13 protein-coding genes are annotated in these 15,507 nt (G+C 32.8%); 1 reads left to right on the top strand and 12 read right to left on the bottom strand.

Annotated elements, in window-relative coordinates:
- A partial coding sequence (locus CHRY9293_RS12595) for a transposase (RefSeq protein WP_162033298.1) occupies positions 1-196 on the top strand: 196 nt, incomplete at its 5' end.
- A gap of 64 nt (positions 197-260) precedes the next feature.
- Here the strand turns inward: CHRY9293_RS12595 and CHRY9293_RS12590 are convergent.
- From CHRY9293_RS12590 to CHRY9293_RS12535, 12 genes are all read right to left on the bottom strand, one after another.
- On the bottom strand, positions 261-1,775 hold the full coding sequence (locus CHRY9293_RS12590) for a GH3 auxin-responsive promoter family protein (RefSeq protein WP_122635276.1): 1,515 nt from the start codon (positions 1,773-1,775) through the stop codon (positions 261-263).
- 101 nt (positions 1,776-1,876) lie between these two features.
- On the bottom strand, positions 1,877-2,287 hold the full coding sequence (locus CHRY9293_RS12585) for a BrxA/BrxB family bacilliredoxin (RefSeq protein WP_122545530.1): 411 nt from the start codon (positions 2,285-2,287) through the stop codon (positions 1,877-1,879).
- A gap of 388 nt (positions 2,288-2,675) precedes the next feature.
- Positions 2,676-3,122, bottom strand: a complete 447-nt coding sequence (locus CHRY9293_RS12580; protein WP_162033297.1) for a GatB/YqeY domain-containing protein — start codon at positions 3,120-3,122, stop codon at positions 2,676-2,678.
- Between the two features lie 36 nt (positions 3,123-3,158).
- Positions 3,159-5,042 carry a cell division protein FtsZ gene (ftsZ, locus tag CHRY9293_RS12575; protein ID WP_162033296.1) on the bottom strand — a complete coding sequence of 628 codons (1,884 nt, stop codon included), beginning with the start codon at positions 5,040-5,042 and terminating at the stop codon, positions 3,159-3,161.
- Positions 5,043-5,123: 81 nt separating this feature from the next.
- A complete protein-coding gene (gene ftsA, locus CHRY9293_RS12570) occupies positions 5,124-6,506 on the bottom strand; it encodes a cell division protein FtsA (RefSeq protein WP_162033295.1) in 1,383 nt (460 codons plus the stop codon).
- A gap of 21 nt (positions 6,507-6,527) precedes the next feature.
- The gene (locus CHRY9293_RS12565) at positions 6,528-7,490 is read right to left on the bottom strand and encodes a cell division protein FtsQ/DivIB (RefSeq protein WP_162033294.1); all 963 of its coding nucleotides are present in this window, start codon (positions 7,488-7,490) and stop codon (positions 6,528-6,530) included.
- Positions 7,491-7,547: 57 nt separating this feature from the next.
- A complete protein-coding gene (gene murC, locus CHRY9293_RS12560; protein ID WP_162033293.1) occupies positions 7,548-8,918 on the bottom strand; it encodes a UDP-N-acetylmuramate--L-alanine ligase in 1,371 nt (456 codons plus the stop codon).
- A gap of 61 nt (positions 8,919-8,979) precedes the next feature.
- On the bottom strand, positions 8,980-10,089 hold the full coding sequence (gene murG, locus CHRY9293_RS12555) for an undecaprenyldiphospho-muramoylpentapeptide beta-N-acetylglucosaminyltransferase (protein ID WP_162033292.1): 1,110 nt from the start codon (positions 10,087-10,089) through the stop codon (positions 8,980-8,982).
- 15 nt (positions 10,090-10,104) lie between these two features.
- On the bottom strand, positions 10,105-11,343 hold the full coding sequence (locus CHRY9293_RS12550; protein WP_162033291.1) for an FtsW/RodA/SpoVE family cell cycle protein: 1,239 nt from the start codon (positions 11,341-11,343) through the stop codon (positions 10,105-10,107).
- 65 nt (positions 11,344-11,408) lie between these two features.
- Positions 11,409-12,737 carry a UDP-N-acetylmuramoyl-L-alanine--D-glutamate ligase gene (gene murD / locus CHRY9293_RS12545; RefSeq protein ID WP_162033290.1) on the bottom strand — a complete coding sequence of 443 codons (1,329 nt, stop codon included), beginning with the start codon at positions 12,735-12,737 and terminating at the stop codon, positions 11,409-11,411.
- A 35-nt stretch (positions 12,738-12,772) separates the two neighbouring features.
- Complete coding sequence (gene mraY, locus CHRY9293_RS12540) at positions 12,773-14,014, bottom strand: phospho-N-acetylmuramoyl-pentapeptide-transferase (RefSeq protein ID WP_122545522.1); 1,242 nt, start codon at positions 14,012-14,014, stop codon at positions 12,773-12,775.
- A 26-nt stretch (positions 14,015-14,040) separates the two neighbouring features.
- Complete coding sequence (locus CHRY9293_RS12535) at positions 14,041-15,501, bottom strand: UDP-N-acetylmuramoyl-L-alanyl-D-glutamate--2,6-diaminopimelate ligase (RefSeq protein ID WP_162033289.1); 1,461 nt, start codon at positions 15,499-15,501, stop codon at positions 14,041-14,043.
- Between the last annotated feature and the right edge of the window lie 6 nt (positions 15,502-15,507).

Genomic DNA, 15,507 nt, shown 5'->3' with positions numbered 1-15,507 from the left:
TTTAATTGAAAATCTCAACGGAAAAATAAGAAAATACACCAAAAACAAGATGTCTTTCCCTACAGATGATGCAGTAATGAAATCAGTGTATCTCGCTTTAAAAGAAGCTACTAAAAAATGGACCATGTCTATTCGAAATTGGGGTATTGTTCTCAACCAATTTATGCTTATTTTTGAAAAAAGGCTCAGATTATAAAATCCAAGCCTAACTTTTTAACTTACACACTTTACGAGATAGTGTCTTATCTATCTGCGGTTTTTTATTTATTTAGCTGTAGAAGAGGTTCTATATATTCTCGATCATTGCTTAATCTGGGAACTTTGTTTTGACCACCGAGTTTTCCCTTAGACTCTAGCCATTGATAAAATAAGTTGGGTTTAGCAATATGTACAATAGGTCTTTTTAGAGTCATATTATTATATCTCTTGGCTTCATAATCAGAATTGATGGTTTTAAGATGTTGATCAAACACATCAATGAACCGATCTAAATCGCTTGGTTTTTGACTGAATTCAAAAATCCATTCATGGGCACCACTTTCATTTTTTTTCATAAAAACGGGCGCTCCTGTGAAGTCTTTTATACAAGCTCCTGTAAGTTTGCATGCTTTTGATAGGGCAGACTCTACGTTTGTAATCATGAGTTCTTCTCCGAAAGCATTAATATAATGTTTGGTCCTACCTGTAATTTTTATTCGGAAAGGATTGGTAGAGGTAAACAGTACTGTATCACCAATGAGATATCTCCACAGCCCCCCATTGGTGGTAATAACCATAGCATAATTTTTTCCCACTTCTACATCTTCAAGATTTACTGTTTTAGGATTTGAAAAATGAAATTGCTCCATGGGAATAAATTCATAAAAAATCCCGTAGTCTAACATGAGAAGCATTTCATCACTATTCGATCTATCTTGAATTCCAAAGAATCCTTCAGAGGCATTATAGATTTCATAGTAATTAATATTTTTTCCAATGATTTTTTGATATTGTTCCCGGTAAGGTTTAAAGCTTATTCCTCCATGAAAGAAAACTTCCAGATTAGGCCACAGCTCTGAGATATTTTCAATAGTTGTTTCTTGTAAAATTTTCTGTAAAAGGACCATCATCCAGCTTGGAACTCCTAAAATACTTCCTACATCTTCATTTTTTACTTCAGTAACAATAGCTTTCAATTTGCTTTCCCATTCAGACATAAGGGAAACTTTTTTGCTGGGAGTAGTGGTTATTTCTACCCAAAAAGGAAGATTATCAATAAGAATTGCAGATAAATCTCCAAATTTTGTATCAAAGTCAGCATAGAGCTCTGAGCTTCCTCCTAACCTTAAATTCTTATTAGTGAAAAGTTGATTCTCGGGATGGTTATTGGCATAAATAGATACCATATCCTTCCCAGCTTTCATATGGCAATATTCTAGGCTTTCTGACGAAATAGGAATGAATTTGCTCTTGGCGTTCGTTGTTCCGGAAGATTTTGCGAAATGCTTAATATAGCCTGGCCAGCTCACGTCCTTATAACCTTGTCTTGCTTTTTCAATATAAGGTTCAAAATCTTCATAAGTAACAATGGGAACTTTATTTTTAAAGTCCTGATAACTAGAAATTGAATTAAAACCATATTTTCTGCCATATTCAGTATCTTCTGCATGAAATAATTGAGAGAAGAGTATCCCTTTTTGTGTCTCAATAGGATGTTTCATGAAATTCTGAATCTGATCTATTCTTTGACGAATAAACCAGTTGACTACAGTATTGAAAAGTGCTTTAGTTGCCATTTCAACAAATATAATGATATTTGGTTTTCCAGGTAATATTTTTATTGTGTTGTAAATAAAAAAGCCGTTACTATTTGTAACGACTTTTTTATTAGCATATTTTAGCAATATTCATCATAAGCAGCTTGAAGGTTTGCTGCAATAGCACCAGCTGGGTTTCCCTCAATATGATGTCTTTCTAGCATATGAACTAGTTCTCCATCTTTAAAAAGAGCTACACATGGTGAGCTTGGAGGGAAGGGAGCTAAATGTTTCCTTGCTTCTACTACGGCCTCTGTATCAAATCCGGCAAAAACGGTAGTTAAATGATCAGGCTTTTTATCTCCAGTTAAAGAATATACAACTCCTGGTCTTGCTGCTCCTGCCGCACATCCACAAACAGAATTGATGACAAGTAGTGTTGTCCCTGATTGTTTTAAAGCTTGTTCCACTTGGTTAGGAGTAGTCAAGTCATCAAAACCTTTATCTGTAAGTTCAGCCTTCATTGGCATTACTAAATCTGTTGGATACATATTTTTATTTTTTAATCTATTGCAAAGTTAAAAAAATCTTTACGTTAGTACGATATATAAAAACTATTAGTCTATTTGTATATAAAAATTAAATAAATATTAATTGATTAATAATTTAATTAATATTTTAAAAATAAATTATGAAAATTTAAAAATAATTATTAAATTTGAAATGATTCTAAAAACAAACGACCATGAAAAAAAGATTAACAATCATCCCTCAAGCAAACACGATATATGAGTCTGCTTAAAACTAACATTTTTTTAGAATAGATGAAGCCCAAAATAATTTATTTTGGGCTTCTTTAATCAAATCGATATGCAAAGGTTGAATATCCTTTTTAAAGGTAATTGGAATGGTATACTTCTGTATACAGGTTCTCAATTATTATGAAAGTAGTTTTTTTGCCATTTCGGAAATACTTTTTCCGTCTGACTTTCCAGCCAGCACTTTTGAGGCGATTCCCATTACTTTCCCCAAATCTTTAATAGATTCTGCATTAGCTTCACTCATAATCTTTTTGATTTCAGCTTCTAGCTCTTCTATTGATAGTTGTTTGGGTAAGAATTGTTCAATTACTTTCATCTGAGCGTCTTCTACTTCTGCCAAATCATTTCTTCCTTGAGCCGTAAATTGTTCATATGAATCTTTACGTTGTTTAACCATTCTTTGGAGAATAGCAATTTCTTGCTCTGAGGAAATATCTGCTCCCTTGGCTTCGGTTTTTAATAATAATATTTGAGCTTTTACAGCTCGGAGAGAATCTAAAGCAACCTTGTTTTTTTCTTTCATGGCTGTTTTTATAGATTCATTTATCGTAGTTTCTAAACTCATAATTATAATTTATTACTGGAAAAAACAAGAGAGGATTTAATCAACATCTTTATTTAAAAATTTATTTTCCTTTACTTGCATGATTCCATTATTGTCAGATAAAAAACTGTTGATATTTTGATCTGATGCATTTGAACCTTCAATAGAAATATTTTTTCTTTTGAAAGCAGGTATAGACTCAAATTCACTAGAGCTATCAAAGTTTTGATAACGAGAATTAAACTCTTTTAATTTATTCCTTCTTTCTACTATTCTCTCTTGATCTACTGTTTTATTCACGAATGTGAAGTCTGATTCTGATAGTTTCTCCATCTCGGTTTCAGCTTCAATAATTTCCTTAGATTCTTCTTTTGATTGGATGAAATTTTCCGTTTTTTGTAGAGAATCTTGATCGATTACAACCAGAGTATTCTCTGGCGTTTTAAATTCTGCTTTTGGCTGACCAAAATCATTTTTAGGTTCATTTACAAAAAAGCTAAATTCGATGGGTTTTTCTTGTGAATGAGAATTGTGAAAAGAATCTGTTTTCTGATCTGTTTTTTTCTCTTCAAAATCAAAGCTGAAAGATTGAATTTCTAAATCATTTGGATCCTCTTCCTCTTCATCATAAGAAAATAAATTAAAGGATTCTTGTTCTTCCTCATCTGTCCATCCTTCATGAGGTGTAGTTATACCATCTTCTCTATCAAAGAATTTAATTTCCGTTTTTACACTTTCGTGATCAGCGATCATTTTTTTTTCAGAAGATAAATTATTAAAAGGAGAAATGTTATTATCTTCGTCTTCTAATTTGAATAGATGCTTTCCTCCAAAATCACGCACTGTTTCAGGATTTGCTTCTCTTTCTTCCCTTGTTTTAAATGGAGATTCTTTAGGAGCATCAAAAGAGTCATTTAAACGAATTTTGATTTTTTCTGTAGGCCCAGCAAATTTTTTATTGTCATTTGAAAATCCTGTCGCAATAACAAGTACACTTACTGAATCTCCCAATTCCTCATCAGCTCCCACCCCGAAAATGATATCCGCAGTATTCCCTGCCTCTTTTTGGATGTGATCCATGATAACACCAATTTCGTCCATCGTTACTTCTTCAGCACCACTTCGAATCAATAATAATACGTTTTTAGCACCCGTAATTTTATTATCGTTTAATAATGGGGAGTCTAATGCTTTTTTAACAGCTTCTTCAGCTTTATTTTCACCAGAAGCAATACCCGTTGACATAAGAGCCGTACCTGAGTTTTGAAGAACAGATTTAGCATCTCTAAAGTCAATATTTACATCAAAGTAACCTGTTATAACCTCTGCCATACCTTTAGCAGCATTAGTTAAAACTTCATCTGCTTTTGAGAATCCTTGCTTAAATCCAAGATTTCCAAATTGTTGTCTTAGTTTATCATTATTAATTACAATTAATGAATCGACATTATTTCTTAATTTATCTAGACCGTTCTCCGCCTGTTCAAGTCTTCTTTTCCCTTCAAAGCTAAATGGAACTGTAACAATACCTACTGTTAAAATTCCCATGTCTTTTGCTACCTTAGCAATCACAGGAGCAGCTCCTGTTCCTGTTCCACCTCCCATTCCGGCAGTGATAAATACCATTTTGGTATTTTGTCCCATGGCAGCTTTAATTTCTTCAATACTTTCAATAGCTGATTTTTCTCCTACTTCAGGATCGGCACCAGCACCTAGTCCTTCCGTAATAGTTGTTCCTAATTGGACTTTATTAGCAACAGGGTTATTATCTAAAGTTTGAGCATCAGTATTACAAATCACGAAATCTACCCCGTGAATTCCTTTTTCGTACATGTGTTTAAGGGCATTGTTGCCACCACCTCCAACACCGATTACTTTTATAATTGATGAATTTCCTTTTGGTAAATCAAATGAAAATCCTTGAGCACCTATATTTTCCATAACTATACTTTTTATGATAACTGATTAATGATAATTGATAAGAGAAAAATCGTTTATCGCTTATCATACATCATTTATAATTTATTCTACTTCTTCAAAGAATTTTTTAACTTTTTCCATGAGAGACTGACCAAAAGTTAATTTAGCCTTTCTGTTTTCCTGCTGTTTATTTAGAGTATTTGGCTCCTGATTGGTAACTTCCTCTTCTATATTTTGCAATGTTTCTTCAACCATGGTAGTGATACTTTGCTTAGGTTGTTCTTTAACTGGAAGTTCTTCTATCACGGCGTTATGCTTTTTATCTCTAATTTTTAAACTCTCCATCAGTAATCCAATAGAAGTTGCAAATTCAGGGCCTTTAAGATATTGATTTTTATCATTAGCAATATACTCATTTGCAAAACCAATTCTACTGTCAAAGCCTGTTGTATAGTTAGCAAGCTGACGAAGATGTTTCAAGTTTGAGCCACCACCAGTCAACACAATTCCCGCAATTAGCTTTTTCTTTTGTTCAAATGCTCCATATGCTTTCAATTCTGTATTGACCATTTCTAGAATTTCTTCTACTCTAGCATTAATAATTTGGGCTAATGTTTTTAAAGAAATTTCTTTATCAGGTCTTCCATGAAGACCGGGAATAGTAACATAAGTGCTGTCTTTTTCTAGTTCAGGAACTGCAGAACCAAATTTTACTTTTAATTGCTCTGCGTGCTTCTCTATGATTGAACAACCCTCTTTTATATCTTCTGTAATAATTCCACCACCATAGGGTATTACACAAGTATGACGAATAATATTATCTTTAAAAATAGCAATATCTGTAGTACCACCACCAATATCTACGATGGCTACACCTGCTTCTTTTTCTTCTTTGGTTAATACAGCTTCAGAAGAAGCTAAAGGCTCTAAAGTGAGTGCTTCCATTTCTAAGCCGGCTTCTCTTACGCATCTTGCAATGTTTCGGATACTACCCATTTGTCCTACAACGACATGAAAATTGGCTTCTAAACGCTTTCCATGCATACCTATAGGTTCTTGGATTTCACCTTCCGAATCTACTTTATACTCCTGTGGAAGAACATGAATAATTTCTTCTCCGGGGAGCATGACTAGTTTCTTTACTTGCTCTTTTAGTGCCTCAATATCATCATCGGTAATGAATTTGTCAGGATGCTCACGCATAATATAATCAGAGTGTTGCAAAGAACGGATATGTTTTCCTGCGATGCCAACTGTTACTTTACGAATGGGTACCCCGGCACTGGATTGTGCTTCGGATACAGCTGCTTTTATGGAATTAATGGTTTGTGAAATATTGTTCACAATTCCTTTATGAACCCCAAGACTTTTCGCTTTTCCTACTCCGAGAACTTCTATTTTCCCGTGCGCATTCCTCCTTCCGACAATGGCGACAATCTTTGTTGTCCCAATGTCCAGACCTACTGAATACTCTTGATTTTCCATTTTATATCGATTTGATTTTCTTTATTTGACTTTATCTTTTGTTTTCGACTTTACAGTCGTTGGTTTCTTCTCGATTTTTTTATTTTCTTTCGAGGAGACGACTACTGTTTTTGGTTTTAGTGTTTCCTTTTTTAATAAACCTGAGCTTGCTTTTTTTACCTCATGCTTTGGTTTTGTTTCATGCTTCTTAGCTATCACTAAAGCAGGAGCTTTTGCAAGTTCTTTATGTGCTGCTTTTAAGATGCTATCATTTTCTTTAAAATGCGGGTTTAATGTAGTTACAATTTGATTTTGATACTTTACAGAAATCATATTATACTTTTGCGGATCCTGATAGACAAGATACTTTTCCACAAATGTTTTAAAACCTTTTACTTTAAAGTCAATATTATCCAAATCACCAATTTCTACTTTATAATTACCTTCACTAGTTAGAAGGTTATAGTCATTATTATCTTTTGAAATCCCAATAAAATACTTTCTACTGAAATCATCTCCATCAATTTTTTTTACTAATTCGGCTAGCTTTTCATATTCATCAGACTCCACTTTTCCAGTAACTAACATACATGGATGAGAATAGGCTTTCGAAATAGGAAATTCAATTCCTTTTTCATCTACATAAAAGTCTTTTCCGTCTTTGTTTAATCTAAAAATGGGAACCCTCTGTTCAATAATTAAATTTAGCTTTCCGTTTAAATTTAAATAGACATTCGCACTATCTACGGCAGGGAGGGCATTGATTGTCTTTTCTAAAGAGGGAATATTTAAATCTCCCACTTTTCGCGATGGGTTTTCTTTTTTTATAATTTCTCTAATATCCTTTTCATCAATAAAATAAACAGCTGTTTTGTCGTTCATTTTTACAGAAATTTTATTATCAGTGATGGTCTGACTACTGAATTTCTTCAATGAGAAACTCAGCAGGAATCCAAGAATGATCACTGTGATAACAATTTTTAATATTCTGTATTTATTTTTCATTGTCTTTATAATGACAGATTTCGGACATAAGATATCAGAAACTGTAAAATTTCAATATTAATTCTTATTTATATTATTTTTCATCCATTCACAAATTGGGTCATATAGAGTGTCTATATTTCCTGCACCTACTGTGAGAAGAATATCAAAATCTTTTTCTTTTATTTTATTGAAAGCATCAGCTAATGTCGATACTTCTTTTTTATTTAATGTCACTTTTTCTAATAGCCAATCTGACGTGATTCCTTCAAAATTCTCCTGAAGTTCTCTTGCAGGATAAATATCTAATAAAATTAATTCATCAGTATTACTGAGACTTTCTGCAAAACCATCTGCAAAATCTCTTGTTCTACTGAATAAATGGGGTTGAAAGACTATTAATATATTTTTTTCAGGGTAAAATGTTTTAACTGAGCTCACAACTGCATTGATTTCTGTCGGATGATGAGCATAATCATCAATATAAATTTTACCGTTCTGATAAATATGTTTAGTATATCTTCTTTTAATTCCTTTAAAATTTGCAATTGCTTTTTTTAGGGACTCAAAATCTACCCCTAAATTATAAAGAATAGCCAAGGCTACCGTTGCATTTTCTACATTATGAATTCCTGGAATTTCCCAAACAAAATCTTTTACTGTTTCGGTTGGAGTGTGAAAATCAAAATAGATTTTATCATAATCCATTCTAAGGTTATCCGAATAATAATCAGCATTTTCATTTACAGCGTAAGTATAATGATCTCTACCTATTTCAATCCCCTTTCTTACAAAAAGTTTTTTATCACTGGGAACCAGTTGGGCAAATTGCTTGAATCCTTCTTCAATATGAGTTTTATCACCATAAATATCTAAATGATCAGCATCTGTTGAGGTAACGACAGCCCAATCTGGAGAAAGGTTTAGAAAACTTCTGTCATATTCATCTGCTTCAACTACAGAATATTTTGATCCATTATATAAAAAGTTCGATTTGAAATTCTCTGAAATTCCTCCTAGAAAACATGAAAAAGGTAAATCGGCTTCTTTACATAAATGTGATATAAGAGTGGATGTTGTTGTTTTTCCATGAGTTCCGGCTACAGCAATACATTCGGTATTAGCTGTTATTAATCCCAATACTTTGGAACGTTTTAAAACTTCAAATTGATTTTCATTGAAGTAATCTAGAATATCTAGTTTCTTAATAGCGGGGGTATAGATAACCAATGTATTCTCTTTTGAAAGAGATGTGATTTTTTGGTCAATGTCATCCTCGAAAGTAATATCAATTCCCTCCTTCATCAGCTGTTGAGTAAGTTTAGTGTTGGTTTTATCATAGCCCAATACATGCTTCCCTGAAGCATTAAAATAGCGTGCCAAAGCACTCATTCCTATTCCTCCAATTCCAACGAAATAAAAATTTTGATATGTTTCTAAAATGTTCATTTTTAATATATTACTCTATTTTATGAAATGTATTCAACATATTTGATATACTTGAATATATTTATAATCTATTTTTTATAATTTTAAATATCTCGTCAACAATTTCTTTTGTTGCATTGGGCTTAGAAAAATAGGTGATATTTTCAGCCATTTCTTTTCTTACATTTTCGTGCTCCGTAATTTCTGATAATGTCTCCCAGAATTTTTCTTGTATCTCCGAATCCTTTACCATTTTGGCTGCATTTCTTTCTACCAAATTCATCGCATTTTTAGTTTGATGATCTTCCGCTGCAAAAGGAAAAGGAACCAACAATACGGGCCTTTGTGCAACAGCCAGTTCTGAAATAGCAATTGCACCTGCTCTCGACACAATTATATCCGCTGCAGAATAGGCCGTTTCCATATCTTTAATAAACTCGACAATCTTGATATTAGTGTTATTACTATTTTTGTTTTTCTCAATGATATCTTTATAATCAAGTTTTCCTGTTTGCCAGATAAGCTGATAGTCCTTATTTTTTAGATCATTTAAATGGGCTGTCCATGCATTATTTAAAGTTCTTGATCCTAAAGATCCTCCTACGGAAAGAATGGTAAGTTTGTCTTTGTCTAATCCCATTTTTTCTTTTGCATGAGATGTTTCTTGCATCCCAAAAATGATATTTTCACGGATGGGATTTCCTAAAAATTTTATTTTTTCAGATGGAAAGCCCTCAACTTGTGGATAAGCTGTAAATACAGCCTTTGCTTTTTTACTTAGAATTTTATTTGTAATCCCAGCATAGGCATTTTGCTCTTGAATGAAAATGGGAATACCTAATTTGCTGGCTTCATATAGTGCCGGTCCACTAGCAAAACCTCCTGTACCAATGGCAAAATCGGGAGAAAAGCTTTTAATAATTTTTTTGGACTTGGATAAACTTTTTAAAATTTTAAAAGGGAGACTCAAATTGGATAGTATATTTCCCCTATCTATTCCGGCAATGTTAATTCCTTCTATGCTGTATCCTGCTTGTGGAATCTTTTCCATTTCCATTTTTCCATTGGCTCCAATGAACAAAAACTCTGAATCTGGAAATCTTTTCTTGATTTCGTCCGCAATGGCTATAGCAGGAAAGATATGCCCTCCTGTTCCTCCACCAGATAATAATATTTTTAACTTTTTGTTCATTCCCCTTATTTGTACTTAAGCGATATCGTTAATTTCCGCTATATTTTGTTTTTTACCCATACCTTCTTCATCATATATTTGTATTCGTGAGCTTATATTTAATATAATTCCTAATTGTAAGTAGGTGACTAGCATGGAAGTTCCCCCATAACTTATTAAGGGAAGAGGCTGTCCTGTTACCGGAATTAAATTGATTGCTACAGCAATGTTTACAGAGAGTTGTATAAAAATCATAACTCCAAGACTGAGAACAAGTAATGACCCAAAAAAGGCAGGCATTTTACTTGCGATCATTATAATCCTAATCATCATGATCAAATATAAACTGATGAGAAAAGCGGCCCCAATTAATCCATATTCTTCAACAATTACAGCAAAAATAAAATCAGAAGCAGATTGTGGAAGCATTTGCTTTAAGGCACTTTTTCCAGGTCCAATTCCTGTAATTCCCCCATGGACAATCGCTGCTTTGGCTTGCATTACCTGATAATTTTTTGCTTTTACACTTTCGTCATCAACATCCGCGTGTTTTGTTTTGCTAGAGGTAAAAGTTTCTATACGACTCATCCATGTATGAACACGATTTCCACCAATCAGGCTCGTATTTAGAGCAATGAGTAAGAACAAGACAATCGCAACAAATGAAGCCGAAATAAACCCTGTAATATATTTCCAATGAAGCTGACCGATCACCAAAACAATTATGGAAACCATCAAAATCATTAGTGCCGTAGAGCCATTATCTTTTGCAACTAATACAAATACCAATAGAATGGGTCCAAAAATGTATGTAATGTTTTCGATTGGAAGTCTCTCTCTCGTAATTTTTTTTGTTAAGTATCTGCATAGATAAATAATAAGCATTAAGAATGCGAACGAAGAAGGTTGAAATGAAATAGGAGTTCCTGGAATTTTTAGCCATCTGGAAGCACTTGCTCCATCAATAGTTTGTCCAGTAAACATAGTGAAAATCAATAAAATAATCATTAGACCAAGTAATATACTGCTTAGCTTTCCGATGTATTCATATTTTATCATTCCTACAATTCTCATAATACCCAAACCTAAAATCACAAAAAACATATGCTTGATAACGTGACCTGTTGTGGTCCCGTTATTTACAATATATTCTAGATTCGAACTTGCAGAGTATACAGGGAAAATAGAGAAAATAGAGATCACAAGAATGACCATCCAAAGAACTTTATCTCCCTTTAGAAATTCAAATCTATTTTCTGTTTCTTGTTCGTTCATAATATTGAATTCATGTACATTGTACTAAATAATATGATATTTACCTTTCAGACAATATTTTATTTTTAATCTTTTAAAACCTGTTCTTTAAATTGACCACCTCTGTCTTCATAACTTTTAAATAAATCAAAGCTTGCACAACAAGGTGATAATAAAACAGTATCTCCTTTTGTTGCTAAAGATTTTGATATTTTTACAGCTTCTTTCATACTTGATGTATCATAAATGAATTCCTTTTTCTCTTTGAAAAAATTTATAATTTTATGATTATCAATTCCTAAACAAACAATTGCTTTTACTTTCCTTTTGACTAAGTCTTCAATTTCGGTATAATCATTTCCTTTATCCAATCCTCCTACAATCCAAATAGTGGGAGTTTTCATGCTTTCTAACGCATAGTAGGTGGCATTTACGTTAGTTGCCTTGCTATCATTAATGTATTTTACCTCATTAATCTCTGTTACCAACTCTAATCGATGTTCAACTGCTTGGAAAGTCATTAATGAATTTCTTATACTTTCATTATTAACATCTAATATTTTACCCGCGATTGATGCCGCTAAACTATTTGCAATATTATGAGTCCCAAGCAAAGATAACTCCTCAATTTTCATTGAAAATTTGTCTTTTAATTGTACTACAATTTGATCCTCTTCAATAAATCCTCCTTCCGATAGTTGCTCCTTTGTAGAAAAAGGGATCATTTTTGCTTTTATTTCTAACTTTTCAAGAATACTCTTACTCATTTCATCATCTTTATTATAGATGAAAAAATTATCATTCTCTTGATTTTCAGTTATTCTAAATTTTGCAAGTGCATATTCCTCATAGTTATAATTGTATTGATCTAAATGATCTTGTGATAAATTCAACAATAAAGAAATATAAGGTCTGAAGTTTTGGATATCATCTAGTTGGAAAGAACTTACCTCTAAAACATAATATTCATAATTTTCATCAGCAACTTGTTTCGCAAAGCTGTAGCCAATATTTCCTCCTAAGCCTACATTTAATTCATCCTTTTTTAAAATATAATAAACTAACGACGTTGTAGTTGTTTTTCCATTGCTTCCTGTAATGGCAATTATTTTTGCATCGGTGAACTCTGATGCAAATTCAATTTCGGATGAAATTCTAATTCCCTTTTCTTGAATTTTATAGATTATTTCTGCTTTTTTAGGAATTCCTGGACTTTTCACAATCCAATCTGCACTTAAAATCTTTTCTTCAGTGTGATATCCTTCTTCAAATTCAATTTCATTTTCTAGGAGAAACTGTTTATAGTTATCCTTAATAGCAGATTTGTCTGAAAGAAATACTTCCAAGCCTCTTTTTTTAGCTAAGTAAGCTGCTCCGCAACCACTTTCTCCCCCTCCTAAAACAACTATTTTCATATTAATCTTTTTTACACTAATATACTTTACAAGGTTTATCTCATTTTTAATGTGATTAAGCATACGATAGCCAACATCACGCCTATAATGATCATTCTATTCACAATTTTACTTTCATGGAATCCTCCTTTTTGATAATGATGATGTAAGGGAGACATTCTAAATAGTCTATTGTTCTGAGCATACTCCAATCCATATTTTTTCTTTCTGTATTTGAATACAATTACTTGAAGCATGACAGATACATTCTCTATTAAAAATATTCCGCATAACACAGGAATCAATAATTCTTTTCTTAGGATAATAGCGAGAACTGCAATAACTCCTCCTAGCATCAAACTTCCCGTATCTCCCATAAAAACTTGTGCAGGATAGGTGTTATACCAGAAAAAACCAATGACAGCACCCACCATTGCTACCGCAAAAATGGTTGTTTCTCCCATGTTGGGAAGAAACATAATATTGAGGTAATCGGCAAAAATTATATTTCCGGAAAGATAAGCAAACAAGGCTAAGGTTAGTAAGATGACAACGCTTGTTCCTGCTGCGAGACCATCAATTCCATCCGTAATATTGGCTCCGTTAGACACGGCTGTTACAATAAAAATTACGATAGGGATAAAGACAATCCATGCCCATTCATGGGCATCTTTATCATTCATCCAAAATAAAATTCCACTATAATCAAACTCATTATTTTTAGCAAAAGGTACGGTAGAAACGGTTATTTTTTCTGTAGGCATGAAATTCTGTTCTACGTTATTCCGATTAACTACTTTTGCATCCGCATATTTTCTTTTAACAGTAATATCAGGGTGAAAATACATCGTAATTCCTACAATTAATCCTAAACCAACTTGTCCTACAATTTTGAATTTGCCGCTTAATCCGTCTTTGTTTTTTTTCACTTTTTTTAGATAATCATCTAAAAAACCAATAGCCCCCATCCACAGCATGGAAACAAGAAGAAGTACAATATAGATATTGGTAATTCTAGTAAATAGTAAAACAGGGATAAGAGTGGCTAAAATAATAATCAGCCCCCCCATAGTTGGGGTTCCTTCTTTTTGTTTCTGACCATCTAAGCCCAGATCTCTGACCAATTCACCCATTTGTTTTGTTCTCAGATAATTGATGACTCTTTTTCCGTAAACAAGTGCAATAATCAAAGAAAATAAAACGGACATACCTGCACGAAACGATATGTATTTTAGCATTCCCAATCCCGGTATATGGATTCCTTGACTGGTTAGATATTCATATAGATAGTATAACATGATTCCTTTTTAATTTTCAATTAAGCTTACTTACTCATTAATTTCCAAAGTTCATTGATTATTTCCTTATCATCAAAATGATGCTTCACACCATTAATTTCTTGATATGTTTCATGGCCTTTGCCAGCAACCAATATAATGTCTTTGGGTTCTGCAAATTTTATGGCCATTTTTATGGCTTCTTTTCTATCGGGAATTGAAGTGTATTTGCTGAAATTTTGAGGTTCAACGCCTGCTTCAATCTCTTTTATAATTTGATTAGCATCTTCTGTTCTTGGATTGTCAGAGGTAATAATTGCCAATGTTGACTTTTTTGTCGCAATATTTCCCATTTCAGGTCTTTTTGAATGATCTCTATCTCCTCCACAACCAAAAACGGTGATTAATCTCTCATTTTTAGTTCGAATATCGTTAATGCTATCCAAAATATTTTCTAAGGCATCGGGAGTATGTGCATAATCAACAATAAAGAAAATACCCCCATCTGATTTGAAGGTTTCAAATCTTCCAGAAACTCTTTTTAATTGACTAATTGCCTGAAGAACTTCATTTTGCTCATAACCCAGTTCTGTAGCAATTCCAAAAACAAGCAGCAAATTGTAAACATTGAATTTTCCTGTTAATGTTGTCCAGAATTCTTTTCCATTAAAATTTAATAACATTCCATTGAAGTCAACTTCTAAAAGTTTTCCATGATAGTCAGCCATTGTCTTCAAGGCGTAAGATTTCTTTTTTGCCTTGGTATTTTGAAGCATGATATTTCCATTTCTGTCATCAATATTGGTAACAGCGATAGCAGTATTATCAAGTTCGTCAAAAAATCTTTTCTTTGTTTTTAGATATTCATCAAAAGTTTTGTGATAATCTAAATGATCATGGGTAAGGTTTGTAAAACCTGCTATTTTAAAATGTAATCCTTCTATTCTGTTTTGAGAAATTCCATGAGAGCTTACTTCCATAAAGGCAAATTCACAGCCTTCTTTCACAGCCTGAGCTAAAATTTGGTTAATGCTAATGACATCAGGCGTAGTGTGGGTAGCTGGAATTATTGTATTTCCTATTCTAATTTCAACAGTAGAAAGTAAAGCGGAGGTATATCCTAAATTTTTGAAAACATCAAAAAGTAACGTCGTAACAGATGTTTTCCCATTAGTCCCCGTAATCCCAATTAATTTTAATTTTTCTGATGGATTTCCATAGAAATTTGATGCTAAGTGACCTAAAACCTTAGATGTATCCTTTACTTTAATGTAAGTGATATTCTCATCAATATGGGTAGGAAACTCTTCACAGACAATAGTTTTAGCACCTTTTTCTACAGATGATGCAATATATGAATGTCCATCTACAGTTGTTCCTCTCATAGCAATATATAGAGAGTTGTTGGTAACTTTTCTACTGTCGAACACCAATCCCGAAACCTCACGATTATTATTACCATGAGTTTCTAAAACGGGGATTCTATTTAATAATTCAATTAATTGCATTTCTTT

This window comes from Chryseobacterium potabilaquae (genome assembly GCF_902728265.1).
Taxonomy (GTDB): domain Bacteria; phylum Bacteroidota; class Bacteroidia; order Flavobacteriales; family Weeksellaceae; genus Chryseobacterium; species Chryseobacterium potabilaquae.
The sequence above is the reverse complement of the archived record's forward strand: the minus strand, read 5'-3'. Positions and strand labels throughout refer to the sequence as shown.

Bases quoted from the DNA above. Each gene is read 5' to 3' on its own strand.
- CHRY9293_RS12585 (WP_122545530.1), bottom strand. From the start codon at position 2,287: ATGTATCCAACAGATTTAGTAATGCCAATGAAGGCTGAACTTACAGAT.
- CHRY9293_RS12535 (WP_162033289.1), bottom strand. From the start codon at position 15,501: ATGCAATTAATTGAATTATTAAATAGAATCCCCGTTTTAGAAACTCAT.
- ftsA (WP_162033295.1), bottom strand. From the start codon at position 6,506: ATGGAAAATCAAGAGTATTCAGTAGGTCTGGACATTGGGACAACAAAG.
- murD (WP_162033290.1), bottom strand. From the start codon at position 12,737: ATGAAAATAGTTGTTTTAGGAGGGGGAGAAAGTGGTTGCGGAGCAGCT.
- ftsZ (WP_162033296.1), bottom strand. From the start codon at position 5,042: ATGGAAAATATAGGTGCTCAAGGATTTTCATTTGATTTACCAAAAGGA.
- CHRY9293_RS12590 (WP_122635276.1), bottom strand. From the start codon at position 1,775: ATGGCAACTAAAGCACTTTTCAATACTGTAGTCAACTGGTTTATTCGT.
- CHRY9293_RS12550 (WP_162033291.1), bottom strand. From the start codon at position 11,343: ATGAACGAACAAGAAACAGAAAATAGATTTGAATTTCTAAAGGGAGAT.
- CHRY9293_RS12565 (WP_162033294.1), bottom strand. From the start codon at position 7,490: ATGAAAAATAAATACAGAATATTAAAAATTGTTATCACAGTGATCATT.
- CHRY9293_RS12580 (WP_162033297.1), bottom strand. From the start codon at position 3,122: ATGAGTTTAGAAACTACGATAAATGAATCTATAAAAACAGCCATGAAA.
- murC (WP_162033293.1), bottom strand. From the start codon at position 8,918: ATGAACATTTTAGAAACATATCAAAATTTTTATTTCGTTGGAATTGGA.
- murG (WP_162033292.1), bottom strand. From the start codon at position 10,089: ATGAACAAAAAGTTAAAAATATTATTATCTGGTGGAGGAACAGGAGGG.
- mraY (WP_122545522.1), bottom strand. From the start codon at position 14,014: ATGTTATACTATCTATATGAATATCTAACCAGTCAAGGAATCCATATA.